Raw genomic sequence first — 23,134 nt, forward strand, 5'->3', positions numbered from 1 at the left:
AGCCTTCCAGCCCGCGGGTCCACGATGTGTGCACCGCACGATATATCCTCTTGTTGCGCTGCCGCATCCTGCACTACAGTTAAAGCAGGGTGACATACAGGCGTGACACTTCGGCATCGCAGGATCGGTGCAGCCCCCGGGTGGATCGCCTTCAACGCGTGACACACACAAGCAATACGCGGCCAACCGCGACCGGAGACGCCTTCTGCGACCGGAAAAGATAGGGGGTTTGGTGATGACCAGTCAGATGCCACTCGCAGTGCGTGCCGCGGCCGATGCCGTCGCTGCCGAAACCGTCTCGGCGCAGAAGGTCCGCGGCCTGATGCAGGGGCTGAGCGACGATGTCCGGCGCTTTTCCAGCGGCAACCAGGAAATCGCCGCACGCACCCGTCTTCTGGCCCTGAACGCGGCGATCGAGGCCGCCCGCGCCGGCAATGCCGGTCGCGGCTTTTCGGTGGTCGCGGGCGAGGTCAAGAGCCTCGCCGAACAGGCGGATGGTGCCGCAAAACGCTTCCAGCAGGAGATCATCGGCCGGATCGCCGATTGCGAGGCGGTGACCCAGCGCCTGGTCGGCCAGCGCGGCCAGGAACTGGCCAAGGCCCTGGTCCAGCTGATCGTGCGCAATCTGTATGAACGCACCTGCGATGTGCGGTGGTGGGCGACCGACACCGCCTTCTGGGAAGCGCTGGAACAGCCATCGCGTGAGGCGCTGGAACACGCCGCCATGCGGCTCTCGGTCATCCACCGCTATTACACCGTCTATACCAATCTGGTGCTGACCGATGCGTCGGGCCGGGTGGTCGCCATGGCCGACGACAGTTTCCAGCGCATGCGCGGCGCCGATCTGTCACGGGAAGCCTGGGTGCGTGATGCCCTCGCCACCCGCAGCGGCGATGAATACATCGTCGACGACGTGCGCACCGACGCCATGCACGACAATCGCTCGGTTCTGGTCTATGCAACCGCGGTGCGCGAGGGCGGACGCACCGACGGCCGGATCATCGGCACGCTCGGCATCTATTTCGACTGGGAACGCCAGGGCCGCTCGATCGTGGTCGATGAACCCTCGCTGTCGGCCGATGAATGGACCCGCTCGCGGGGGCTGCTGCTGGATCGCGCCCGGCGCGTGATCGCCGCTTCCGACGGCCAGGGGCTTTACCAGACCTTTCACCTGTCGACCGACGGCGCCAAACAGGGCACCTATATGACCGGCGACACCGTGATCGGCTTTTCCGAAACCATCGGCTATCAGGAATATGACGGTCTGGGCTGGATGGGTGTGGTCGTCCAGCGCATGAAGTAAGCCTGGGGCTGCCGTCGGCCGCCCGGTCCGCTAGGATGGGGCGTCCGGCCGCAGCACCCGCCTTCCGCGCGGTCCGGCCAGCCCGGAGCCCGAGCCGCGAGCCATGACCAGCCCCAGCCTTCCCCTGCCCCAGGGCCGCCCGCAAAGCCGGCGCAACCGTCTGGTGCGCCGCCTGCGCGCGATAACCGGCGCCATCATGCTGGTCTTCGTTACCGGCCATCTGATCGCCCATGCCAGCGGGCTGTTCGGCATCGGCGTTGCCCAGAAGGTGCTGGACGTCACCATGGCGCCCTGGACGGTGCCGCCGGGCAGCCTGCTGCTGCCGGCGGCCTTCCTGCTTCACGCGAGTCTGGGCCTGCGCGCGCTCTATCTGCGCCGCAGCCTGCGCATGCCGCCCACCGAGGCGCTGCAGCTGGCGCTGGGCCTGCTGCTGCCGATGCTGCTGGCGGCCCATATCACCGGGGTCGATGCCGCACTCAGCGTCGATGCGGGGGTCGACAGCTATACCCGGATCATGGCCCTGCTCTGGACACCCACCGGGGCGCTGCGCCAGTTCGTGCTGCTGGGGGTGGTCTGGCTGCACGGCATGATCGGTCTCGGCTTCTGGCTGAAGGGGCGCGGGGCCGGGGCGGGCTGGATCGCCGCCTGGCGGATCGGTGCCTGGGCGCTGCCGCTCGCCGCCCTGCTGGGCTTTCTGGATGCCGGCCGCAGCGTGGCCGGGCTGGTGAAGCTGGGGCTGCTGTCGCCGACGCTGTCTGCCCTGCCCGCCGATCTCCATGCCCGGGCCCAGGCAAACGAGTTTGCGATGATTGCGAACTGGACCTTCGCAATCTTCGCAACCTTCGCCGCCCGCGGCCTGCGCCACCTGATCTCGCTGCGTCATGGCCGGGTCGTGGTGACCTATCCGGGCGGACGCACGGTGCGGATGCTGCCGGGCGGTTCGGTGCTGGAGGCAAGCCGGCTGGGCAATGTGCCCCATGTGGCGGTCTGCGGCGGCCGCGGCCGCTGTTCCACCTGCCGGGTGGAAATCGTGCGCGGGCTGGAAAACCTGCCGCCAGCCGATGCCGAAGAATCCGCCCTGCTGTCGCGCATCCGCGCGCCCGCAGGCGTGCGGCTGGCCTGCCGGCTGCATCCGACCGGGCCGGTGACGGTGCACCCGCTGCTGAAGGCCCAGGGCCGCGGCCGGCGGCCGTCGGAGGATCCGATGGTGCATGGCGGGCGCGAAAAACGGGTCGCGATCCTGTTCACCGACATCCGCGGCTCTACCGCCATCGCCGAACAGCGCCCGCCCTATGACATCATGTTCCTGCTGGAACGCTATTTCGAAACCATCGGCGGCGCGGTCGAAGCGGCCGGCGGCACACCCAACGCCTTTGTCGGCGACGAGGTGATGGCGATCTTCGGTGCTGATGGCGGCGATGGCCCTGAAGATTTCGCCGCGGCGGCGACCCAGGCCCTGCATGCGGCAGGCGAGATCGCCCGCCGGCTGGAGGTGCTGAACCGCAGCCTGGTGCGCGATCTGGGCCAGCCGCTCAGGATCGGCATCGGCATCCATGGCGGGCCGGCGGTGGTCGGCCGGCTGGGCTATGGCGAGACCCGGATGCTGACCGCGGTGGGCGATACCGTCCATGTCGCCCGGCGGCTGGAAGAGCTGACCAAGGCCCATGCCTGCCTGCTGGTGGTGTCGGACGACATCCTGCAGGCGGCGGGACGGGCGCCGGCGACGCTGGATGCCAGCTGCCACGAGATCACCGTCCGTGGCCGGGTGGAGCCGCTGGCGGTGCATGCGGTGCCGGCCGAGGCGGTGCACCGGCTGGGGGGCTGAGCCTCAGCCGGGCCCCGATGCGGGCGCCAGATCGAAGATCGCCCCCTCGCGCTCCCAGGCGCGGATCCGGGCGTAATCCGCCGCCAGCACCGCCGCATCCTCGTGGACCAGATAGACCACCCCCGGGCTTGAGAAATAGTCGATGGTGGGCCTGAGCCGCACCCCAGGCCCCGCCACGGCGATCGAAGAGGCATAGGAGGCGAGGCCTTCGATCCGCGCGAAGCCCGAGCGGCCGGTGATGATGCCCTCATGTTCTGAAATCAGCGCCACGCACCAGATTTCCGCCGCCATCCGATAGGGCTGGTCGAGCCGGGAAAGGAAGCCCGCCGGATCGGTCACCGCCTGCACCGCAAGATCGGCCTGGGTGACCCCCAGGCTGCGCCGCACCGCCTGCTGTTCCACCGTGCCCATCAGCCGGGCGGCGGTTTCGATCAGCACCGGCCCGTCGGCGGTGAGCATCAGCTCGGTATGGGCCGGCCCGTAGGCGATGCCCAGCGCATCGAGTACGGCCGAGGTATAGGCGGCGAGCGCATCCTGAACCGCGCCCGCGCGCGGCATCAGCATCTCCAGATCGTTGATGAAGGCGGCATCGGCCACCTCGCGCTTGGATTCGGCCCAGATCTCGGCGATCAGATGGCGGCCGTTCAGGCTGACCGTGTTGACGAAATACTGCCGCCCGCGCAGGAAGCCCTGCACCAGCAGCCGGTCGTTGACCGAACCCAGTCGGTTGGGCCGGCCATGCAGCGCCCGGAAGGCGCGGTCGACCGCCACGGCATCATGGCAGAAGGTGACACCGTCGGTGCCGGCGCTGTCCAGCGGCTTGACCACCACCGGCCAGTCCCCGCGCGCCACTGCCCAGGCAACCGCATCGGCCGGATTGTCGGTCACATGCTGGGGCGCGGCCGTAAGGCCCGATGCCGCCACCACCTGCCCCATCAGGAACTTGTCGCGCCGGGCCCGGCTCAGCTCCGTGCCGTTGCCGGGCAGGCCCAGCCCCGCGGCCAGCCGGTCGGCCAGCTCCACGCCGCATTCCGCCCCGGGCAGCACCACCACCGGCGCATGGGGCAGCAGGGCATTAAGCGTGCGGCGAAGATCGCCGTCATGGGCGATCAGCCCGATGAAGTCCCCCGGCCGGAAGCTTGCCCGATAGGGCTCGGGGACGACCGGGCTGCTGGAGACATGGACCGTGCGCCAGCCGGCGGCGGCGAAGGCGGGGGCAAGTGCCGCGCCGGTCGAATAGGCATCGACCACCACCGCAACCGGCCTGACATCGGGGCGCGACGGGCGGCCGGTCATGGCGCATCCCCCGCGGCGAGCGCCGGGCCGGCGCGGCGCGGCCGCATCAGCCCCAGATAGCCGGCGGCGACCAGCAGCGCCACACCGGCGACGGTCAGCGGTGACCAGTGGTTCCAGGCGCTGAAGGCCTGAAAGGCGAGCGTGAACAGCGGGCACAGGCCGACGATGACGTTGACGTGGAAGATCCGGCCATAGCGGATGCCCACCTGCAACGCGTAAAGCGGCAGCGCCACGCCCAGAAGGCCGATGCCGGCGACGGTTTCGACCGAGGGCATCGGCCCTGCCAAGCGGCCGGTGGCCCAGGCGACCGCGCCGCAGAAGCCGACCAGCAGCCAGAAGCGCCGGGCCATGATCGCCGACGGGCCCAGCCCCGCCAGCGACAGTTTCTTGGCCCAGACACTGGTCAGCGTGGCCGAGATGCCGCCCGCGGTGGCCGCCACCAGGCCGAGCGCGGTTTCGACCGGGGTGGCGGCGATCACCTCCCCCTGCCCCTCGGCCGCACTCCAGGCCAGCAGCAGGCAGGCGGCCAGAATGCCCGCCCCGCTCGCCGCCTCGGCCAGGGTGGTGCGGATGCCGGCAAAGCGGCGCCAGGCCAGCACCGCAAGCGGCCCGACACCGCCGCTCAACCCGCCGGCCACCGCCGGCTCCAGCCAGCGCAGCGCCAGATAAATGCCGAGCCAGGCACCGGCCGTGGTCAGGTTCACCATCACCAGCGCCCGCATCACCCGGGGCGTGTAGACCGACGGCTGGCCGCCGCCGGCCCGGTCGATCACCTGGAACAGCAGGATCACCAGCCCGAAACAGGCGGTGATCAGCACGAAGGGATCGACGGTCTGCAGCACATGGCCGGCATAGACCTCTTTCGCGGCGCTGGTGACGTTATAGACCATGGTCGCAGCCAGACCGGCCAGAACCAGCGGCCGTGCATGGGCATAACGATCGGCGTCGGCATCGGTCATGCGGCACCCTTCGGCGCGCGGATGTTGCGGAACACCTCGCGGTAGTAGCGGCCGAAAAAGGCCCCATAGGAGGACTCGGTATGGGCCAGATCGGCATGGATGACGGCGTCGATCCGGGCCAGCTGTCGGATCGGCGCATTGGCCAGCCAGTGATGCGACGCGTGGAAGTTGTTGCCGTTCACGAACCACGACAGGAAGCGGCTGGTGGTGATGGTGCGGCTGTTGATCAGGGCACTGCCATTGTCCATCACACAGCCGAAATGCTCGGGCAGCTGGATGTGGAAGTTGAAGATCGCCGCCGGGATCAGCGGCAGGAACCACAGCCAGAGGAAGACCGGCTGGCCGGTCATAAGGTCGAAGACCACCCCGCCCGCCAGACAGGCCGCCATCAGCCGGAAGCCGTCGCGCACCCGCCGCTCGGACCGGCTGCGAACCGGCATGCGGCCGCGCACCGCCGCCACGCATTTGCCCAGCGCCGCACGGAAGTGGTCCAGCGCCAGCAGATTGCGCCATAACAACCACCAGTTGCGAATGGCCGCCGGCTGATAGGCGAAGCCCTCGTCCCGGACATCGACGTGATGGCGGGCATGCGACACCCGCCATTCCTCGAAATTGGTCAGCAGGGTCATGGCCAGTGCCGTGCCGACCACCCGGTTCACCCGGCGGCTGCGGAAGGCGATGAAATGCATGCATTCATGGGCAAATTCCAGATTGCGGGCATAGACCGCGCCGATCAGCACCGCCCCCAGGATCTGCAACGGCAGGATGCTGGTGCCCAGGGCGAGCCAGGCCCCCGCCCCCCAGATCGCCCCCTGTTCGGCCATGCGCCACAGGAAATAGCGGTCCCGGATCTGCATGAAGCCGGGATCTGCCAGCAGTCGCGCACGTTCGGCAGCAAGCCGCCGCTCGGCGGCGGCGGCGTCTGCCTCCATCGCCGCCCGCCGGGCCGCGGCATCGGCCGCGGCATCCGGCGCCGCATCAAGCGCGAGAGCCAGGCTCATGAGCGGTCGTCCTCGACATGGGTGGCCCCGCGATGGGTGTAGACCTCGTCGGTGGTCTCGTGCACCACCTCGCGGCTCCAGTCGGCGACGCTGGCCCAGGCGAGGTTGAGGATGGTGCGCTGCGACGGCCGCTGCAGCGGATAGACGCCATGCAGCGTGGTGTCGGAGCGCAGGAAATAGATGTCGCCGGATTTGAGCGCATAGGACCGGATCGGCCGGCTGCACAGGATCTCGTGCAGCCGCGGATCGGCCTTGTCCCAGCGGGTATCGGCGACGCACTGGATGAAGCCGCCATCCTCTACCGGCGGGGCCTCAAGCACCCAGACCATGCCATAGGCGTAATCGTCCCAGTGCCAGCCATGGGTGTCGCCCGGCTCGGTCAGCCGGGCGATGACGAACTGCTCGTCGTCATAGGGGCAGAGCACCACCTCTTCGCCGGCGATGCGCGTGGCCAGGTCGAGCAGCGGCTTCGACCGGTAGAGCAGCGGCACCAGCGCGCTGTTGCGGGCGATGTAGTCGCGCTTGACCGAGTTCATCTTCCGCGGCGTGTTCGACGTGGTCGGCAGGCGGATGTCGCGGCGCGCCGCCCAGCCGGCGATCAGCCGCTCCACCTCGGCGCGGAGGGCCGCCATCACCTCGGGCGGGCAGATTTCAGAGACGACCACCAGCCCTTCGGCCAGGAAGCGCGCCCGCCAGCGGGCGAGCAGGTCATCGGTCACCACGGCCTCGATCTGCCGGGCAAGCAGGTCGTCCAGTTCCGCCGTCAGGTCGGGCTCGGCCGCGGTAACGGTATCGGCGGCAGGCATGGATATGTCGGTCAGGCTCATCTGCGTGATCTCCGGTCGGGTCATCGGGATCCGGACGGGGGCGGGTCTTATTGCGACCATTCGGTGGGCTCGCGATCCCAGCGATGATCGCGGAGTGCTGCGAGCAGATCGGGCGGCAGGCCGCGGCCATCGGCCACGGCCGTGTTGGCGCGGACATGGGCGGGGGACCGCATGCCGGGGATGACGGTGTGGACATCCGGATTGGCCAGAATGAAGCGCAGCGCCATGCCGGGCATGGTCTCCCCCGCCGGCACCAGCGGCTTCAGCCGGTCGGCACGCGCGACGCTGGCGGCCAGGTTCTCGGGCACGAAATAGGAATTGCGCCAGTCGCCTTCGGGCCAGCGGCTGTCGAGGGTGAGCGTGCCGGTCAGCGTGCCCTCGTCGAAGGGCACGCGCGCGATCACCCCAACATCCAGCGCCCGGCAGAGCGGGAACAGCTCGTCCTCGGGCGCCTGATCGAAGATGTTGTAGATGACCTGCACCGTGTCGATCAGCCCGGTGCGCAGCGCCGCCATGGCGTTCCACGGCTCCCAGCGGTTGATGCTGATGCCGATGCCGTCGATCAGGCCACGGGCCTTGAGGTCCGCCATGGTGTCCTGCCAGGCCGGATCATCGGCCCAGGCATCCTCCCAGACGTGGAACTGCATCAGGTCGATGCGGTCGACGTTCAGATTGCGGCGGCTGCGTTCGGTGTAGTCGCGGATATGATCGGGCGGAAACACATCGGCCAGGCGCGATGCCCGGGTCGAGGGCCAGCACCGGTCGGCCGGCGGGATCTTGGTTGCGACATAGATCCGCTCCCCCGGCCGTTCGGCCAGCAGCCGGCCGCACAGCACCTCGGAATGGCCGCGGCCGTAGATCCAGGCCGTGTCGAGGAAATTGACCCCCTGATCGACCGCCAGATGCAGGGCGGCCAGGCTCTGCGCATCCTCGTTGCCCGTCCAGCCGCCCTCGCCGCCGCCGATACCCCAGGTGCCATAGCCGATCTCGCCGATCTGCCAGCCCAGACGGCCAAGCCTGCGTCGGTTCATCATGCAGTCTCCTCGGAAGCGGACTCATCGGAAAAGACGTCGCCGGAAGGATGTGGGCAGGCGGCGCGCCGGCGCGCGAACCAGGGGGCGAGCAGGCCGGCATCCACCGCCGGCCAGGCGAGCCCGGCCGCCGCCATCGCGGCGCGGCTGGCCGCATCGCCGAACATCAGATCCTTGTCCGCCACAAGATCGGCGGTCGCAAAGGCATCCGCAGCGGCGTCGCCCGCCGGATCGGGCAGCAGGGCCAGCAGGGCCGCCGCATCGACGTCACCCGCCGCAGCCCGGCTCAGCCGCTCGTGAAAGGCGGCATAGCTGACGGGGGTGAGCGCGATCCCGGCCGCCTCGGCCTCGTCGAGCAGATCTTCGAACCGGGTGCCGGGGCCGTAGAGGTGGAAGGTGCCGGCGGGTTCGGTCAGCCGCGCCGCCACGAAGGCAGCGGCGATGTCGACCGGGCTGTAGTCGAAGCGCAAGCCCGTCGGGAAGCGCAGCCCCAGCCCGAGACAGGTCGCGGTCAGCCGTTCGACCAGGGCCTGAGGGTTGCCGAGGCCGCTCCGCCGGGCGGGCAGCATCTCGCCCAGGCGGTGGAGGCTGGCGGTGATCCCGCGGCGGCGCGCCTCGTCGATCAGCCGTTCGGCCGCCCATTTGGAGCGGCTGTAGCCGTCCTGCGGCAAGGCACGGGGATCGGCCGCATCGGCCTCGGTCACCGCATCATGACCGGGGCTGCGCGCGAAGACGCTGAGGGTAGAGACCTGGTGGACATGCTTGGGGACGCCCGTGACCGCCAGCCTGAGCAGGGTTTCGACCCCGGCGACATTGGCGGCGGCATGGGCCGCGTAGCCATGGAGCAGGTTGACCAGCGCGCCGGCATTGACGATGACGTCGATGCCCTCTGCCAGCCGGCGCCAGGCCGCATCGCCGAGACCCAGCTGCGGCAGGGCCAGATCGCCCGCCAGCACCGTGACGCGGTCGGCCGCGATGCCGAGGCGCAGAGCCGCGGCGGCATCGTCTTCTGCCCGCACCAGGCAGACCAGATCCACATCCGGCCGCGCCAGCAGCGCCGGCAGCAGATGGGCGCCGACGAAGCCGGTGGCCCCCGTCAGCAGCACCCGCACCCGGCCCAAGGGCGGCGCCCAGGCGGCGGCCCCCGCCGGCGGGCGGATGTCGTCGGCCAGCCGGACCTCGGGCGCCGGCACCGGGGCGGGCCCGGTCTCCTCGCCCCGGCGGCGGCGGTCGATCAGCGCCGCCAATGCGCCCAGGGTGGGATGCGCGAAGATGTCGGCGACGGTGATCCGCATGCCGAAATGACGGGTCAGGTCCATGGCCAGCACCAGCGCGGTCAGGCTGGTGCCGCCTAGATCGAAAAAGCCGTCCTCGGGGCCGGTGGGGGCCAGTTGCAATGTCGCCCGCCAGCGGGCCGCCAGCGCTGCACTGGTCGGATCGGTGAAGCCGGCATCGGCCGCGGCCGCCGCCTCCAGCCGGTCGTTGGCGAGCCGGGCCAGGGCCCGGCGGTCGACCTTGCCATTGGCGTTGAGCGGCAGGGCATCCAGCACCAGCAACCGTGCCGGCAGCGCCTGGCGCGGCAGGCGGGTGGCGAGGAAGCGGCGCAGATCGGCGGTATCGACCTCGCCATGGCCGATCAGGCAGGCGACCAGTTCGCGCCGGCCGCCCTGTTCATGCACCACCACGCGGCCGGCGCGGATGTCGGGATGATCGGCCAGCGCGCCTTCGATTTCCCCCAGCTCGATACGCACCCCGCCGATCTTCACCTGATCGTCGCGGCGGCCGACATAGGCGAGCCGGCCGTCGCGGCGCCAGTAGCCGAGATCGCCGGTGCGGTAGAGCCGGTCGCCGGGCAGTTCCGGGAACGGGTTGTCGACATGGGCGGCCGCGGTCTTTTCGGGCGCGCCCAGATAGCCGCCGCCCAGGCAGGCGCCGCCGATGCGGATCTCGCCCACCATGCCCGGCGGGGCGATGAAACCGTGGTCGTCCACCACCACCGCCACCGTATTGTCGATGGGCGTGCCGATCGGGATGCTGCGGTCGTCGGCATCGCCGACATGGTGGAAGACCATGCCGATCGAGGCCTCGGTCGGGCCATAGGTGTTGACGATGCCGATGCCCGGCAGCATGCGCCGGAAGCGCCGCACCGCCCGGGGATCGATCTCCTCGCCGCCGATCAGCAGATGACGGAGCGAGCCGAGCCGGCGCGCCAGCCCGGGTTCCGCCACCATCAGATCGACCATGGCGTTGAAGATCGAGGGCACGAAATCGGTCATCTCGATCTCATGTGCCGCGATGGTGCGGAGCGTGGTCTCCAGGTCGAGCACGCCGCGGGTGCGCGGGATGATCACCCGCCCGCCGATGGTGAGCGGCCAGAGCAGCTGCCAGATCGAGCTGTCGAAGACATGGCGGCTGTTCTGAAGCACCACCGGCGGCCGGCCGTCGGCGGCAAAGCGCCGGGTCATCACCCCGAAACGGTTGAGCAGCCCGCCATGCAGGTTGATCGCGCATTTGGGCAGGCCCGTGGTCCCCGAGGTGTAGAAGCCGTAGATCGGGTCCCGGCCGTCCACCGCCACGGCGTCGAACGGGGTTTCGGCCGGCGGAATTGCGGCATGGTCCAGGATCAGCGCCGCCACCCCCGGCGGCACCACCGCCGGGTCGGCCGCGATCACCAGCCGGGGAGCGAGCGCGTCGAGCAGGGCGGCGATCCGCTCCGGCGCCCAGCCGTCATCCATGGGCACGAAGGGGGCGCCGAGCTTCATGGCCGCCAGCATGGCGAGCGGCAGCTCCAGCCCGTTGGGCATCAACAGTGGCAGCATGTCGCCACGGCCGACGCCGCGCGCGGCAAGCATTGCGGCCAGCCGGTCGGCGCGGGCATCGAGCTCGCCATAGGTCAGCCGCGCCGTCTCGTGCACCAGCGCCACGCGCTGCGGGTCCCGGCGGGCGATGGCACGGATGGCATCGGGGATGGCGGGGGCCGTGGGGCATGGCCGGCGCGGGCCGTTGCGTTCGATCAGCAGCTCGTAGCGGCGTGCCGGGGAAATGAGATCCACCGCCCCCTGGGCGGCATCGGGGCCGGCGGCGATCAGGCGGTCGAGCGCATGGGCCAGATCACTCGCCCGGGCCTCGTCGAAGGGCGGACGGCAGAGACGCCGGTCCAGGATGACCCGCAGCCGCCCGTCCGCTTCGACCCTGAGCACCAGGGCCACGGCCGGCAGATCGCCGGCAGGCCCCGCGACCAGAAGCGCATCGGCCGGGCCATCGGCCGCGTCGGACACTGGATCCGCCGGGACGAGGTCACCGAGGCGCGTATCGGCCGTGACCTCCAGCGTCAGGACGCGCAGCACCCCGGCACCCGCACCGCCACCGGCACCGGCACCGGCAACGGCGATGCGCGGCTGCGGCAGGGCCCGCCAGCGATGGACCAGCACGGCGAGCAGGGCCGGCAACCGGTCGAGGGGGATGGCCCCCCTGGTCCGGCACAGGGCCTGATCGGGCGCCGACGCGGCCATGTCATGGACAGCGGGCGCCATGTCGGGATCGGTGCCGTGGGGCGGGTATGGAAAGGGAGAAGGGGATGGGAAAGAGGATGATAAGGCGGGAGAAGCGGTTTCCATCACGTCCGGCTCCTGATGCGACCTCTGAGGGGGCGGACCTGTTCCCGGAGGCCGTGCGGAGCCGTGTGCGGGCATGGCTCCGCCCTGCGGGTGTTTTCTGCGCGACGCGACAGCGCATAAAACACCCGGTCCAGCCCTGGCGGGTCTGCCCCGCCGCCGGTCATGTCCTGTTCTGGGTTGGTTGTGAGGGGGTTGAAGAACGGCGGCCGCCGGACATCAGAGGTCAGCTGGCCGCAAAGCTCAGGCGGCGCCCGCCCTGAGGGTGGTCAGCCGGGTTTCGATGGCATCCCACACATCCCGTTCGAGCGTAACGCCGTCGAGGCGGTCGATCTCCTGGATGCCGGTGGGACAGGTCACGTTGATCTCGGTCAGGTGGTCGCCAATCATGTCGATGCCGACCAGGGTGAGACCGCGGGCACGGAGTTCCGGCCCGACCGCTTCGCAGACCTCGCGGTCGCGCGCCGTCAGCGTGGTCTTCACCGGCCGGCCGCCGACATGCATATTGGCCCGGGCCTCGCCCCGCTGCGGCACGCGCAGCACCGCGCCGCGGGGCTCGCCCTCGACCAGGATGATCCGCTTGTCGCCCTCGCGCACCGCCGGCAGATATTTCTGGATCACCAGCGGCTCGCGCCCGCGGAGCGCGTGAAGCTCCAGCAGCGCGCCCAGATTTTCGTCATCCGGCCTGACCCGGAACACCCCCAGCCCGCCGAAGCCGTAGAGCGGCTTGATCACGATGTCGCCGTGTTCCTCGCGGAAGGCGCGGATCTCGTCGACCGAGGACGATACCAGGCTGGGCGGCATCAGGTCGGGGAAACGGGTGATGAACAGCTTCTCGGGCGCGTTGCGCACCTGCACCGGATCATTGGAGACCAACGTCCGCCGGCCGGCATGCTCCAGCAGGTGGGTGCTGGTGATGTAGGCCATGTCGAAGGGCGGATCCTGACGCAGCAGCACCACATCCATCTCGCGGAGCGGAACGCGTTCCTTGGGGCCCAGGCGGTAGTGATCGTCGCGCACCCGCTGCAGCCCCAGAGGCCGCATCCAGGCCACCGCGCCCTCGGGGGTGAGGCTCAGATCCGAGGGCTGGTAGTGATAGAGGTTATGGCCGCGGCGCAGGGCCTCCAGCCCGAGCATGAAGGTCGTATCGCCATCGAAGTTGATGGTCTCGATCGGGTCCATCTGCAGGGCGACGGTCAGCGCCATATGTCCTCCGGGGCGGTTCTGGAGCGACCGGGACGGGGCTGCGGTTTGGAGATGCAGGGGGCCCGCCAGACGAAAAACTCTCTGGCCGGCACCCTATCATTCTATCATGAGTTGGTCCAGACCTGCGATTGCACCCAAACCGACGGTTTTGTGATCGGTCAACCCGAGACGGCCGGAGCGTCCAGTTCCGGATAGTGGCGGAAAATCCCGCCCTGGTTGAATTCAATCCGGCGGTCGCTGCCGAGATAGGCGGCGATCCGCGGCAGGGCCGCCACGCGATCGACCAGCACCTCCACCCCCGGCCAGCGCCCGGCAAGACCCGCCATGTGGTTGGGGAAGGCGTAGCGCAGGCCCAGCACGGTCTGGAACAGGCCCAGATCGGCATAGGAAAGACCGGCGCCCACCAGCCAGCCCGATGCGGCCGGGTTGCGGGTCAGCACCTGTTCGTACCAGCCGAGGAATTTGGGGATCCGCTGGTCACGGAACCCCGCCGCCCGGCGTGCCGCCTCGGGCTTCTGGTCCTCGTAATAGTCCCAGGAGCCGAGCGGGTGATGGACGTCATGGGCCTCGTTCACCAGATCGGCGGTGGTGAGCGCGATCTGCCGCGCAAACAGCCGCGCCGCCTCGTCGACCGGGGCCAGCCCGTAGGTCTCGCCCAGATAGGCGCAGATCAGCGGCGTCTGGGCGATCAGCAGATCGCCATCCTTCAGCACCGGGCAGGCGAAGGGGGCGAAGGGCTCGCGCTCATCCCCCAGCACGCGCAGAAGCCCGTCCATGCCGCCGCCCTGGCGTTCGGTCAGGCGGGCCATGTCGCGCCAGGGGGCATCGATCGCGACCAGCACCAGGCGGACATATTCGCCCCGCCCCGGCAGGCCCGGCCAGTAGTAGAGTTCCATGCTCATGGGGGTGGGGCTCCTTGGCTGAACCGGGAACCGCCCCCCGCACCCGGCTCAGATCAGGCCGGCGAGCGGTGAGGACGGGTCCGCATAGAATTTGCGCGGCATGCGCCCGGCCAGATAGCCGAGGCGCCCGGCCTCGACCGCGGCCTTCATGGCGCGCGCCATCATCACCGGATCCTTCGCCCCGGCGATCGCGGTGTTCATCAGCACGCCGTCGCAGCCGAGTTCCATGGCCACCGCCGCTTCCGAGGGCGTGCCGACACCGGCATCGACCAGCACCGGCACTTTTGCCTGCTCGACGATGATCCGGATGTTGACCGGGTTCTGGATGCCGAGCCCCGAGCCGATCGGCGCCGCCAGCGGCATGATCGCGCAGCAGCCCAGATCTTCCAGCTTCTTCGCCACGATCGGGTCGTCGCTGGTGTAGACCATGACGTCGAAACCGTCGCGGATCAGGGCCTCCGCCGCCTTCAGGGTTTCGGTCACGTCGGGATAGAGGGTCTTGTGATCGCCCAGGACTTCCAGCTTGACCAGGTTCCAGCCGCCGGCTTCACGTGCCAGGCGCAGCGTGCGCACGGCATCGTCGGCGGTGAAACAGCCGGCGGTGTTGGGCAGGTAGACGTAGCGCTTCGGGTCGACGTAATCCATCAGCATCGGCGCCGACGGGTCGGTGACGTTCACCCGGCGGACCGCCACGGTCACGATCTCGGCGCCCGAGGCCTCGATCGCGCGGGCGGTTTCCTCAAAATCCTTATACTTGCCGGTGCCGACCAGCAGGCGCGAGGTGAAGGTCCGGCCGGCGACGACGAAAGGATCTTCCACGGTCGCCACGGCCACGTCGGCGCCGCTGCCGCCGCCGATGAAATGCACGATCTCCAGCCGGTCGCCATCGGCCAGCTGCGTGGTCTCGAACGCGGCCCGGCGGACGATCTCCAGATTGCGCTCAACCGCGATCTTCCGCGCATCCAGCCCCAGCTGGCTCAGAAGCCCGGCGACGGTCGGCTCGCCTGCAACCTCGCGGGCCTCGCCGTTGATCATCAGTCGCATACCAGGATCTCCGCTCCACGTGATGTTCGGGCGCGGGTGGCGGAACGCCCGCTTCGAACGGCGTTGCGCCCCGCGGCACGGGTGCTTTATAACGCAGGGCTGACGTGGCGTCCTCTCCTAATCACCGTTCACGGGGTATCGACAGCCCGCATGGCGCCGACCATCCTGGTCCTGAACGGACCGAACCTGAACCTGCTTGGCACCCGCGAGCCCGAGGTCTACGGGCATACGACGCTGGACGACATCCGGCGTCTGTGCGAAGCCCGTGCCGCGGCCCTGGGGCTGGCGGTCGATTTCCGCCAGTCGAACCACGAAGGCGTTCTCGTGGACTGGGTACAGGACGCCCGCACCTCTGCGGCAGGGATCGTGATCAATCCCGCCGCCTACACCCATACCTCGGTCGCCCTGCTCGACGCGCTCACCGCGACGGCACTGCCGGTGATCGAGGTGCATTTGTCGAATATCCATCGTCGCGAAACGTTCCGGCATCATTCCTATGTGTCCCGGACGGCGGTCGGCGTGATCTGCGGCCTGGGGGCCACGGGTTACGCGCTGGCGATCGAGGCGATGGCCGGGCTGATCCCTGGGGGACAGGCCCGCGCGGCCACGAAGGACCAATCGCATGTCTGACACCAAGGCTCGTGCCGTCGATACCGGCCTGATCCGCGAACTGGCGCTGCTGCTCGACGAGACCGGCCTGACCGAGATCGAGGTCGGCGCGGGCGAGGGTCGCATCCGCATCGCCCGCCAGGCGCCGGCGCAGATGACCGCCCCGCAGATGCTGTTCCAGGCGCCCGCCGCCGCCGCGGCCCCCGCGGCGGCCCCGGCCGCCGCAGCCCCTGCGGCACCGGTTGCCGCCGATCCCGCCAGCCATCCGGGCGCCGTGCCCTCGCCGATGGTGGGCACCGTCTATCTGGCCCCGGAACCGGGTGCGCCGGCCTTCGTCGCCGAAGGCCAGAGCGTGCGCGAGGGCCAGACCCTGCTGATCATCGAAGCCATGAAGGTGATGAACCATATCCGCGCCCCGCGGAGCGGCACCGTCAGCCGGCTTCTGGTGCAGAACGGCCAGCCGGTGGAATTCGGCGAGCCGCTGGCGATCATCGAGTGACGCGGGAGCGATCATGTTCGAGAAGGTGCTGATCGCCAATCGCGGCGAAATCGCATTGCGCGTCCATCGCGCCTGCCAGGAGATGGGCATCCGCACCGTTGCGGTCCATTCCACCGCCGATGCCGATGCCATGCATGTCCGTCTCGCCGACGAGAGCGTGTGCATCGGCCCGGCGCCCGCGCGCAATTCCTATCTGAACATCCCGGCGATCATCGCCGCCGCCGAAATCACCGGCGCCGAGGCGGTCCATCCGGGCTATGGCTTCCTGTCCGAGAACGCCCAGTTCGCCGAGATCGTCGAGGCCCATGGCCTGACCTTCATCGGCCCCACCCCGGACCATATCCGGCTGATGGGCGACAAGATCGAGGCCAAGCGCGCCGCCAGGGAGCTGGGCCTGCCGCTGGTGCCCGGCACCGACGGGCCGGTGACCGACGAGGCCGAGGCGATGAAGATCGCCCGCGAGATCGGCTTTCCGGTGCTGGTCAAGGCCGCCGCCGGCGGTGGCGGCCGCGGCATGAAGGTGGCCGAAAGCGCCGAGGGCCTGCGCGAGGCGCTGCAGACCGCCCGCGCCGAGGCCAAGGCCGCCTTCGGATCGGATGCGGTCTATCTTGAGAAGTATCTCGCCAATCCGCGCCATATCGAGATCCAGATCCTCTGCGACACCTTCGGGACCGTGGTGCATCTGGGCGAGCGCGACTGTTCTCTGCAGCGCCGCCATCAGAAGGTGCTGGAAGAGGCGCCGTCGCCGGCAATCGATGCGGCCGACCGCGCCCGCATGGGCGAGATCGTCGCCAATGCCATGCGCAAGCTGGGCTATCGCGGCGTCGGCACGGTGGAGTTCCTCTACGAGAACGGCGAGTTCTACTTCATCGAGATGAACACCCGCCTGCAGGTGGAACATCCGATCACCGAGGCGATCACCGGCATCGATCTGGTGCGCGAGCAGATCCGGGTCGCCGCCGGCCAGCCGCTGGGCTTCACCCAGGACGACGTGCGCGTCCAGGGCCATGCCATCGAGTGCCGGATCAACGCCGAGAACTCCGAGACCTTCGCCCCCTCGCCGGGGCTGGTCGACACCTATCACGCCCCGGGCGGGCTGGGTGTGCGCGTGGACAGCGGCCTCTATCAGGGGTATCGCATCCCGCCCTATTACGACAGCCTGATCGCCAAGCTGGTGGTCCATGGCCGCAACCGCAACGAGTGCATCATGCGGCTGCGCCGGGCGCTGGAGGAATATGTCGTGGGCGGTATCGACACCACCCTGCCCCTGCATCAGCGCATCGCCCGCCATCCGGATTTCGTCGACGGCGTCTACGACATCCGCTGGCTGGAGGCCCTGGTCGCCAATCGCGGCTGATCCGGGAGCATCATGCATCAAGGGGCGGGCGGGCCGGAGGCGTTTCCGGCCCGCCCGTCTGCGTTTGACCCGAGCCCCCCTTCTCGCGGAGCCCCGTCATGGCCGGTCTCTCCCCCGATCTGCAGACCCCCTGCCTTGTGGTCGACGAGGCGAAGATGACCGCTAATCTCGACCGGATGGCCCGGCGGATCGCCGGGCTCGGCGTGGGCTTCAGGCCGCATCTGAAGACCGCCAAATCGGTGGAGATCGCCCGGCGGATGCTGCCCGACACAGGCGGGCCGGCCACCGTCTCCACCCTTCGCGAGGCCGAGGTCTTCGCGGCGGCGGGCGTGCAGAACATCCTTTATGCGGTCGGCATCACGCCCGCCAAGCTTGATCGGGTGCAGGCGCTGAGGGCCCGGGGCTACGATCTGGCGGTGATCCTGGATTCCGCCGGACAGGCGCAGGCGGTTGCGGCGGCCGGGGCCGGTGCCGGCCCGATCCCGGTGCTGATCGAGATCGACTGCGACGGCAAGCGCGCGGGCCTCGCCCCCCATGCCGCAGAGATCATCGAGATCGGCCGGATCCTGCACGAAGGCCGCGCGGAACTTCGCGGGGTGATGACCCATGCCGGCGGCAGCTACGACGTCTCGGGCGATGAGGCCCATGCCGCCTTCGCCGAACGCGAGCGCCGGGCGGTGGTGACGGCGGCAGACCGGCTGCGCGCGGCCGGCCTGCCCTGCCCGGTGGTCAGCGTCGGCTCCACCCCCACGGCGCTTGCCGCCCGCGATCTTGCGGGCGTGACCGAGGTCCGCGCCGGGGTCTATGTCTTTTTCGATCTGGTGATGGCCGGGATCGGCGTCTGCGCGGTCGACGACATCGCGCTCTCCGTCGCCACCACCGTGATCGGCCACCGCCCCGACCGGGGCTGGACCCTGGTCGATGCCGGCTGGATGGCGCTGTCGCGCGATCGCGGCACGGCCGGCCAGGCGGTCGATCAGGGTTATGGGCTGGTGGCGGATGCCACGGGCCGGGTGATCCCGGATCTGATCGTCACCGGCGCCAATCAGGAACACGGCATCCTGGCCCTGCGCCCCGGTGCGGCGGCCACGCCGCCGGACCTGCCGGTCGGCACGGTGCTGCGCATCCTGCCCAACCATGCCTGCGCCACCGCGGCACAATTCGACGCCTATCATGTCATCCCGGCGGATGCGCATGCGGCGCCGGCAATCTGGCCGCGTTTCGGTGGCTGGTGACCGGGATGCGGCCGCATGTGGCCGCAACCGGTGACGCGACATCATAAACCAGACCGCCCAGACTTCCCCGGTCAGCCCCGCCCGCCAGCCCGGCGGCGCGGCGCACCATACCGGGGATCATCAAGATGCCGATCTTTACCGCCTGCCTTATCTGCGTGACGGATTTCGGGGCCGTCGGCGACGACGTGACCGACGACACCGCCGCCATCCAGGCCGCCATGGACCATGCCGCCAGCCTGCCCACCGGCGGCTCGGTGCTGTTTCCGGCCGGCTATTACCGCATTTCGGCGCCGCTCATTCAGGACAGCCGGGTCTTCCTGACCTCGGGCGGCGGCCTGTGGGACGTGGTGATCCGCCCCACCACCGGCTTCACCGGCTCGGCGCTGATCAAGACCCGCGGCTTCGACACCTACAATGCCGGCGACTATTCCATCGTTCGCGACACCGGCATTCCCTATGGCTACGGCGTCTGGGGCCTGGCGCTGGACGGCATGCAGGCCGTCAGCCGCTGCTATGAAGGCTACGGCAAGTTCCGGTACATGAAGATCACCTGTACCGATGCCGTCGACGACTGCTTCTTCCATGCCTGCGGCAAAAGCACGGGCATCGAGACCACGCCGGTCGACGGGGTGATGCGCGACCTCTGGGAAGGCGTGCTCGACATCGACACCGCCCGCAGCGGCCGCTATGGCGTGCACTTCATGGGCCCCCACGACGCCCATATCATCCGCTCGGTGAACGTGCTGCATGGCGACTGGCACTTCTTCATCGACTATGACGACAACCGTGACGGCGGCTGCCGCATCGGCCGCGTGCACACCTATGGCGGCAGCGGGGGCGGCGTCCGCTTCAGGTCTTCGGTTCAGGGCGATCACGTGATCGCCGAGAACGGCGTCCTGATCGAGGGCTATACCGAAACCCTGCTCAACATCATCCAGACCCGCAACTCGTCCTCGCCCGCCTGCGTGCAGATCGCCGGCCCCTGCGACATCGGCATGATCCGCGCCAACTGCAATATGGGCGACGTCTATCCGGCGGCGAATGGTGTGGAGGTTTCGGCCTCGCGGGTGAAGATCGGCCAGATGCGCGTTCTCGGCGCCAGCGGCGGCGGGGCCGGCACCGGCCTGGTGATCGCCAGCACCGCTTCGGACTTCTGGGTCGGCAAGGCCGATATCCGCGCCTTCGGCGCCGTCGGCGGCAAGGGTCTGTCGATCGACGGTGCGGACAATGTCCGGATCAACGGGCGCATCTCGTCGTGTGAGACCAACGCCTCGTTCGCCCCGGCCGGCGATGACTGCCATGTGGAGCTGGACAGTTATGTCGTGACCGGCCAGCAGCACTACTCCGGCAGCCTCGGCGCCCGCTCGAAACTGCTGATCAACGGTTTCGGCGCCAGCTTCCTTGCCAAGGAGGCCGTTGCCTCCGGCACGATCTCCACCGCCGCGACCGGTCCGGTGGTCGGCTACGTGACCTTCCCGCGGCCGCTCAGCTACACGCCCGGCCCGTCGCAGGTGAATGTCATGCTCACCACACGCTCGGACAATGCGGTGACTGCCCGTGTCGAGCGTATCGCCGCCATCTCCGCCACCAGCGTTCAGGTCGTCTTCACGGTGACCAATGCGGTTGCAGGGTCCACCTATGACTATGAACTGCGGGTCGCACCCTGACACACCGAAGGATGACCCGGCGATGATTCGCCGCGTCATGTTGACCTGGCGTCACCGGCTTCCGATCTGAAAGGGCGACGCGGCCGGCAATCCGTCGGCCGCGTTACCGTTCAACGACCGGGACCGCCGCCCTTGTCCGCCTCTCCCTTCGATCGTCTGGGCCTGGAAGCCCGCCGCCTTGCCCGCCGCCTGACGCCCGAGGCGCTGGCCGAAGAGGCGGCGTCCCTGCTCGACCGGCCGCTCCGGCTGGGGGTGACCGGCCTTGCCCGGTCGGGCAAGACCGTGTTCACCACCGCGGTTGCCCGCGCCCTGCTGTTTCCCGACCGCCTGCCCTTTCTGCAGGCCCGCGCCGACGGCCGGCTGATCGGTGCCGAGCTGCGCCGGCCGGGCGATCCCGAGATCCCCCGCTTCGCCTATGAAACCCATCTGGCGCGCCTGGCCGGCAGCGATGGTGAGATGCCGGGCTGGCCCGCCTCCACCCGCATGCTCTCGCAACTGCGCATGGGGCTGCGCTGGAAACCGGCCGGCATGGTCGACCGGCGGATCCGGCCGGTGCGCGAGTTGACGCTCGACATCATCGACTATCCGGGCGAATGGCTGCTGGATCTGGCCCTTATCGAGCGCAGCTTCGCCGACTGGTCGGCCGAGGCGCTGGCCATGCTGCGCCAGGGCAAGCGGGCAGAGCTGGCCCGCCCCTTCCTCGCCCGGCTGGAAACCCTGGATCCGGCCGCCCCGGCCGATGACGTGACGCTCGCCGAGCTCGGCCAGGGCTGGAGCGCGCATCTGATCGCCTGCCGTGCGGCGGGACTTGCCGTCTCGCGCCTCGGCCCCGGCCGTTTTCTGGTGCCGGGCGATCTGGAAGGCGCGCCGGTGCTGGCCTTCTCCCCCCTGCCGGAACCCAGGGGGCGCGTGCCCTCGGGCAGCCTGTATGCCGTGGCGGCGGAGCGTTTCGACCAGTATCGCAAGCGCATCGTCGGCCGCTTCTTCCGCGAGCATTTCGCCCGGCTGGACCGCCAGGTGGTGCTGGTCGACCTGCCCGGCGCGCTCAGCGCCGGGGCCGACGCCGTGGAGGATCTGAAACTCGCCCTGACCGAAAGCCTGGGCGCCTTCCGCTATGGCCGCGGCCACGGCATGATCGGGCGGCTGCTGTCGGGCGTGCGCATCGACCGGGTGCTGTTCGCCGCCACCAAGGCCGACCAGGTGCCGGCCGCCCAGCATGCCCGGCTGGACGCGCTGATGCAGTCGCTGGTGGCCGATGCCGCGCGCGCGATCCGTTTCGAGGGCGCCGAGACCCGCACACTGGCCATCGCCGCGGTCAAGGCGGCGGAAAGCGTGTTCGCCGAGCATGACGGCCGCAACCTCGCCTGCGTGCGCGGCCGCATCGCGGGCCGCGAGCGGCCGTCGGTGGTCTATCCGGGCGAGTTGCCGGCCGATCCGGCCGAGGCGCTGGCCAGGGCCGCCGGTGGCGGTTTCGACTTCCCGCCCTTCCTGCCGCCCGAGGGTCTGGTCCGCGACGGCCACGGCATGGCCCATATCCGCCTGGATCAGGCGCTGGATCATCTGATCGGAGACCGGCTCGGATGACCGACCGCCCGCGCATTTTCGACGACCCGGCCGCAACGCCGCCCCGCCGTCCGGCAGCCCCCCATGCGGCGGCGTCCGGCCCGCTGGAGCTGCCCGAAGCGGCCGCCCTGACCGCACGGCCGGCAGAGGAGGCGGCACTGCCCGCCACCGTGCCCGGCCGCGGGCTGATGCCGGATCTGGCGCCCGGGGCCGCGACGCGCCGCACCGGCCGCCGGCTGCTCTGGGGCGGGCTCGGCGGCCTTGCCGTGGCGCTGATCGGCTTCGAGACCTGGGATCTCGCCACACGCGCCTTCGCCCATGCCGACTGGCTGGGCTGGATGGTCACCGGGCTGGGCGTCGCCACGCTGGGCGGGCTCGGCATTCTGGGCGGCGCCGAGATTGCCGCACTCCGGCGGCTCGCCCGGGTCGACGGGCTGCGGAACGAGGCGGAGCGGCTGGTGGCACCGGAAGCCCTGCACGACCCCGCCGCAGCGGCCGACGCCACAGCCCTGTCCGCACGGGTCGCGGCGCTCTACGAGGCCCGGCCGGGGCTTGCCGCCGCGCGGGCCGATTTCGCCGCCCAGCTGACCGATGCCCATGACGCCGCCGAGGCGCTGGCCCTGACCGAACGCCTGCTGCTGGCCCCGATCGATGCCGAGGCGCGGCGGCTGGTGCTGCTGGCCGCCCGCGACACGGCGCTGGCCACCGCCGCCAGCCCGGCGGCCCTGCTGGATGCCGCGGTGGTGCTGTGGCGCAATGCCCGGCTGGTGCGCGAGGTGGCGGCACTTTACGGCGTGCGCCCGGGCCGGATCGCCAGCCTGAAGATCGTGCGCCGCAGCCTGGGTGCGGCCGCCGTCGCCGGCATGGGCGAGGCCGGCCAGGATACCGCCGTCGACGCGCTGGGCGGCGGGCTTGCCGCCGCGGTCTCGGCCCGGCTGGGCCAGGGCGTGGTCAACGGCCTGGTTGCCGCCCGCATCGGGCTCGGCGCCATGGAAGCCTGCCGCCCCCTGCCCTTCCGGGCGGTGAAGCGGCCGCGCACCACCGATCTGCGCCGCGACATGATGCGGATGCTGACGGGCAATTGACGGCTACTCTTGCCACCCGGCGCCAGGGGGTGCAGGTTGGGTGCCGGCTGCAGGTCGGGGACCGGGGCGACGTTGAGGAACGCGGCCGGCCACCCCACATCTGGAGCAGTT

18 protein-coding genes are annotated in these 23,134 nt (G+C 70.0%); 9 read left to right on the forward strand and 9 right to left on the reverse strand.

Annotated elements, in window-relative coordinates; all coding sequences use genetic code 11:
- Positions 1–235 precede the first annotated feature (235 nt).
- Positions 236–1,303, forward strand: a complete 1,068-nt coding sequence (locus tag CMO28_RS29960; RefSeq protein ID WP_296716398.1) for a methyl-accepting chemotaxis protein — start codon at positions 236–238, stop codon at positions 1,301–1,303.
- Positions 1,304–1,406: 103 nt separating this feature from the next.
- Positions 1,407–3,128 (forward strand): adenylate/guanylate cyclase domain-containing protein, encoded by a 1,722-nt coding sequence (locus tag CMO28_RS20660; protein WP_296716400.1) that lies wholly within the window; start codon positions 1,407–1,409, stop codon positions 3,126–3,128.
- Positions 3,129–3,131: 3 nt separating this feature from the next.
- Here CMO28_RS20660 and CMO28_RS20665 read toward each other — a convergent pair whose 3' ends face one another.
- The 9 genes from CMO28_RS20665 to thiS all read right to left on the reverse strand — a co-directional run bounded on the left by CMO28_RS20665 (position 3,132) and on the right by thiS (position 15,008).
- Complete coding sequence (locus CMO28_RS20665) at positions 3,132–4,424, reverse strand: ATP-grasp domain-containing protein (protein ID WP_296716402.1); 1,293 nt, start codon at positions 4,422–4,424, stop codon at positions 3,132–3,134.
- Positions 4,421–5,383: a hypothetical protein gene (locus tag CMO28_RS20670; RefSeq protein WP_296716404.1), complete on the reverse strand. Its 963-nt coding sequence runs from the start codon at positions 5,381–5,383 to the stop codon at positions 4,421–4,423. The genes CMO28_RS20665 and CMO28_RS20670 overlap by 4 nt, the downstream gene beginning before the upstream one ends.
- Complete coding sequence (locus CMO28_RS20675) at positions 5,380–6,384, reverse strand: fatty acid desaturase family protein (RefSeq protein ID WP_296716406.1); 1,005 nt, start codon at positions 6,382–6,384, stop codon at positions 5,380–5,382. The genes CMO28_RS20670 and CMO28_RS20675 overlap by 4 nt, the downstream gene beginning before the upstream one ends.
- Entirely contained in the window at positions 6,381–7,211 is an 831-nt protein-coding gene (locus tag CMO28_RS20680; protein WP_296716408.1) for a hypothetical protein, read from the reverse strand. Before CMO28_RS20680 ends, CMO28_RS20675 begins: the two co-directional genes overlap by 4 nt.
- A 47-nt stretch (positions 7,212–7,258) precedes the next feature.
- Entirely contained in the window at positions 7,259–8,242 is a 984-nt protein-coding gene (locus CMO28_RS20685; RefSeq protein ID WP_041607659.1) for an aldo/keto reductase, read from the reverse strand.
- On the reverse strand, positions 8,242–11,775 hold the full coding sequence (locus CMO28_RS20690; protein ID WP_296716411.1) for a non-ribosomal peptide synthetase: 3,534 nt from the start codon (positions 11,773–11,775) through the stop codon (positions 8,242–8,244). The genes CMO28_RS20685 and CMO28_RS20690 overlap by 1 nt, the downstream gene beginning before the upstream one ends.
- 324 nt (positions 11,776–12,099) lie before the next feature.
- Positions 12,100–13,062 (reverse strand): glutathione synthase, encoded by a 963-nt coding sequence (gene gshB, locus CMO28_RS20695; protein ID WP_296716413.1) that lies wholly within the window; start codon positions 13,060–13,062, stop codon positions 12,100–12,102.
- A 158-nt stretch (positions 13,063–13,220) separates the two neighbouring features.
- On the reverse strand, positions 13,221–13,964 hold the full coding sequence (locus CMO28_RS20700; RefSeq protein ID WP_296716415.1) for a glutathione S-transferase: 744 nt from the start codon (positions 13,962–13,964) through the stop codon (positions 13,221–13,223).
- Between the two features lie 48 nt (positions 13,965–14,012).
- Positions 14,013–15,008 carry a sulfur carrier protein ThiS gene (gene thiS / locus CMO28_RS20705; RefSeq protein ID WP_296716418.1) on the reverse strand — a complete coding sequence of 332 codons (996 nt, stop codon included), beginning with the start codon at positions 15,006–15,008 and terminating at the stop codon, positions 14,013–14,015.
- 150 nt (positions 15,009–15,158) lie between these two features.
- Between thiS and aroQ the strand changes: the two genes are divergently transcribed.
- The 7 genes from aroQ (at position 15,159) to CMO28_RS20740 (ending at position 23,023) form a co-directional block, all read left to right on the forward strand.
- Positions 15,159–15,638 carry a type II 3-dehydroquinate dehydratase gene (aroQ, locus tag CMO28_RS20710; RefSeq protein ID WP_014748330.1) on the forward strand — a complete coding sequence of 160 codons (480 nt, stop codon included), beginning with the start codon at positions 15,159–15,161 and terminating at the stop codon, positions 15,636–15,638.
- A complete protein-coding gene (gene accB, locus CMO28_RS20715) occupies positions 15,631–16,116 on the forward strand; it encodes an acetyl-CoA carboxylase biotin carboxyl carrier protein (RefSeq protein WP_296716421.1) in 486 nt (161 codons plus the stop codon). The genes aroQ and accB overlap by 8 nt, the downstream gene beginning before the upstream one ends.
- Before the next feature lie 13 nt (positions 16,117–16,129).
- Positions 16,130–17,473, forward strand: a complete 1,344-nt coding sequence (gene accC, locus CMO28_RS20720; protein WP_014748332.1) for an acetyl-CoA carboxylase biotin carboxylase subunit — start codon at positions 16,130–16,132, stop codon at positions 17,471–17,473.
- A gap of 98 nt (positions 17,474–17,571) precedes the next feature.
- Entirely contained in the window at positions 17,572–18,708 is a 1,137-nt protein-coding gene (locus CMO28_RS20725) for an alanine racemase (RefSeq protein ID WP_296716423.1), read from the forward strand.
- Between the two features lie 125 nt (positions 18,709–18,833).
- Positions 18,834–20,375 (forward strand): glycoside hydrolase family 55 protein, encoded by a 1,542-nt coding sequence (locus tag CMO28_RS20730; RefSeq protein WP_296716425.1) that lies wholly within the window; start codon positions 18,834–18,836, stop codon positions 20,373–20,375.
- Positions 20,376–20,507: 132 nt separating this feature from the next.
- Positions 20,508–21,959 carry a YcjX family protein gene (locus CMO28_RS20735; protein ID WP_296716427.1) on the forward strand — a complete coding sequence of 484 codons (1,452 nt, stop codon included), beginning with the start codon at positions 20,508–20,510 and terminating at the stop codon, positions 21,957–21,959.
- Entirely contained in the window at positions 21,956–23,023 is a 1,068-nt protein-coding gene (locus CMO28_RS20740; protein ID WP_296716430.1) for a TIGR01620 family protein, read from the forward strand. The genes CMO28_RS20735 and CMO28_RS20740 overlap by 4 nt, the downstream gene beginning before the upstream one ends.
- The last annotated feature ends 111 nt before the right edge of the window (positions 23,024–23,134 follow it).

Source organism: Tistrella sp., from assembly GCF_002684955.1.
GTDB classification, from domain to species: domain Bacteria; phylum Pseudomonadota; class Alphaproteobacteria; order Tistrellales; family Tistrellaceae; genus Tistrella; species Tistrella mobilis.

Bases quoted from the DNA above. Each gene is read 5' to 3' on its own strand.
- aroQ (WP_014748330.1), top strand. From the start codon at position 15,159: ATGGCGCCGACCATCCTGGTCCTGAACGGACCGAACCTGAACCTGCTT.
- CMO28_RS20725 (WP_296716423.1), top strand. From the start codon at position 17,572: ATGGCCGGTCTCTCCCCCGATCTGCAGACCCCCTGCCTTGTGGTCGAC.
- CMO28_RS20680 (WP_296716408.1), bottom strand. From the start codon at position 7,211: ATGAGCCTGACCGACATATCCATGCCTGCCGCCGATACCGTTACCGCG.
- CMO28_RS20670 (WP_296716404.1), bottom strand. From the start codon at position 5,383: ATGACCGATGCCGACGCCGATCGTTATGCCCATGCACGGCCGCTGGTT.
- CMO28_RS20730 (WP_296716425.1), top strand. From the start codon at position 18,834: ATGCCGATCTTTACCGCCTGCCTTATCTGCGTGACGGATTTCGGGGCC.
- CMO28_RS20690 (WP_296716411.1), bottom strand. From the start codon at position 11,775: ATGGCGCCCGCTGTCCATGACATGGCCGCGTCGGCGCCCGATCAGGCC.
- CMO28_RS20700 (WP_296716415.1), bottom strand. From the start codon at position 13,964: ATGAGCATGGAACTCTACTACTGGCCGGGCCTGCCGGGGCGGGGCGAA.
- CMO28_RS29960 (WP_296716398.1), top strand. From the start codon at position 236: ATGACCAGTCAGATGCCACTCGCAGTGCGTGCCGCGGCCGATGCCGTC.
- accC (WP_014748332.1), top strand. From the start codon at position 16,130: ATGTTCGAGAAGGTGCTGATCGCCAATCGCGGCGAAATCGCATTGCGC.
- gshB (WP_296716413.1), bottom strand. From the start codon at position 13,062: ATGGCGCTGACCGTCGCCCTGCAGATGGACCCGATCGAGACCATCAAC.
- accB (WP_296716421.1), top strand. From the start codon at position 15,631: ATGTCTGACACCAAGGCTCGTGCCGTCGATACCGGCCTGATCCGCGAA.
- CMO28_RS20685 (WP_041607659.1), bottom strand. From the start codon at position 8,242: ATGAACCGACGCAGGCTTGGCCGTCTGGGCTGGCAGATCGGCGAGATC.
- CMO28_RS20740 (WP_296716430.1), top strand. From the start codon at position 21,956: ATGACCGACCGCCCGCGCATTTTCGACGACCCGGCCGCAACGCCGCCC.
- CMO28_RS20675 (WP_296716406.1), bottom strand. From the start codon at position 6,384: ATGAGCCTGGCTCTCGCGCTTGATGCGGCGCCGGATGCCGCGGCCGAT.
- thiS (WP_296716418.1), bottom strand. From the start codon at position 15,008: ATGCGACTGATGATCAACGGCGAGGCCCGCGAGGTTGCAGGCGAGCCG.
- CMO28_RS20660 (WP_296716400.1), top strand. From the start codon at position 1,407: ATGACCAGCCCCAGCCTTCCCCTGCCCCAGGGCCGCCCGCAAAGCCGG.
- CMO28_RS20665 (WP_296716402.1), bottom strand. From the start codon at position 4,424: ATGACCGGCCGCCCGTCGCGCCCCGATGTCAGGCCGGTTGCGGTGGTG.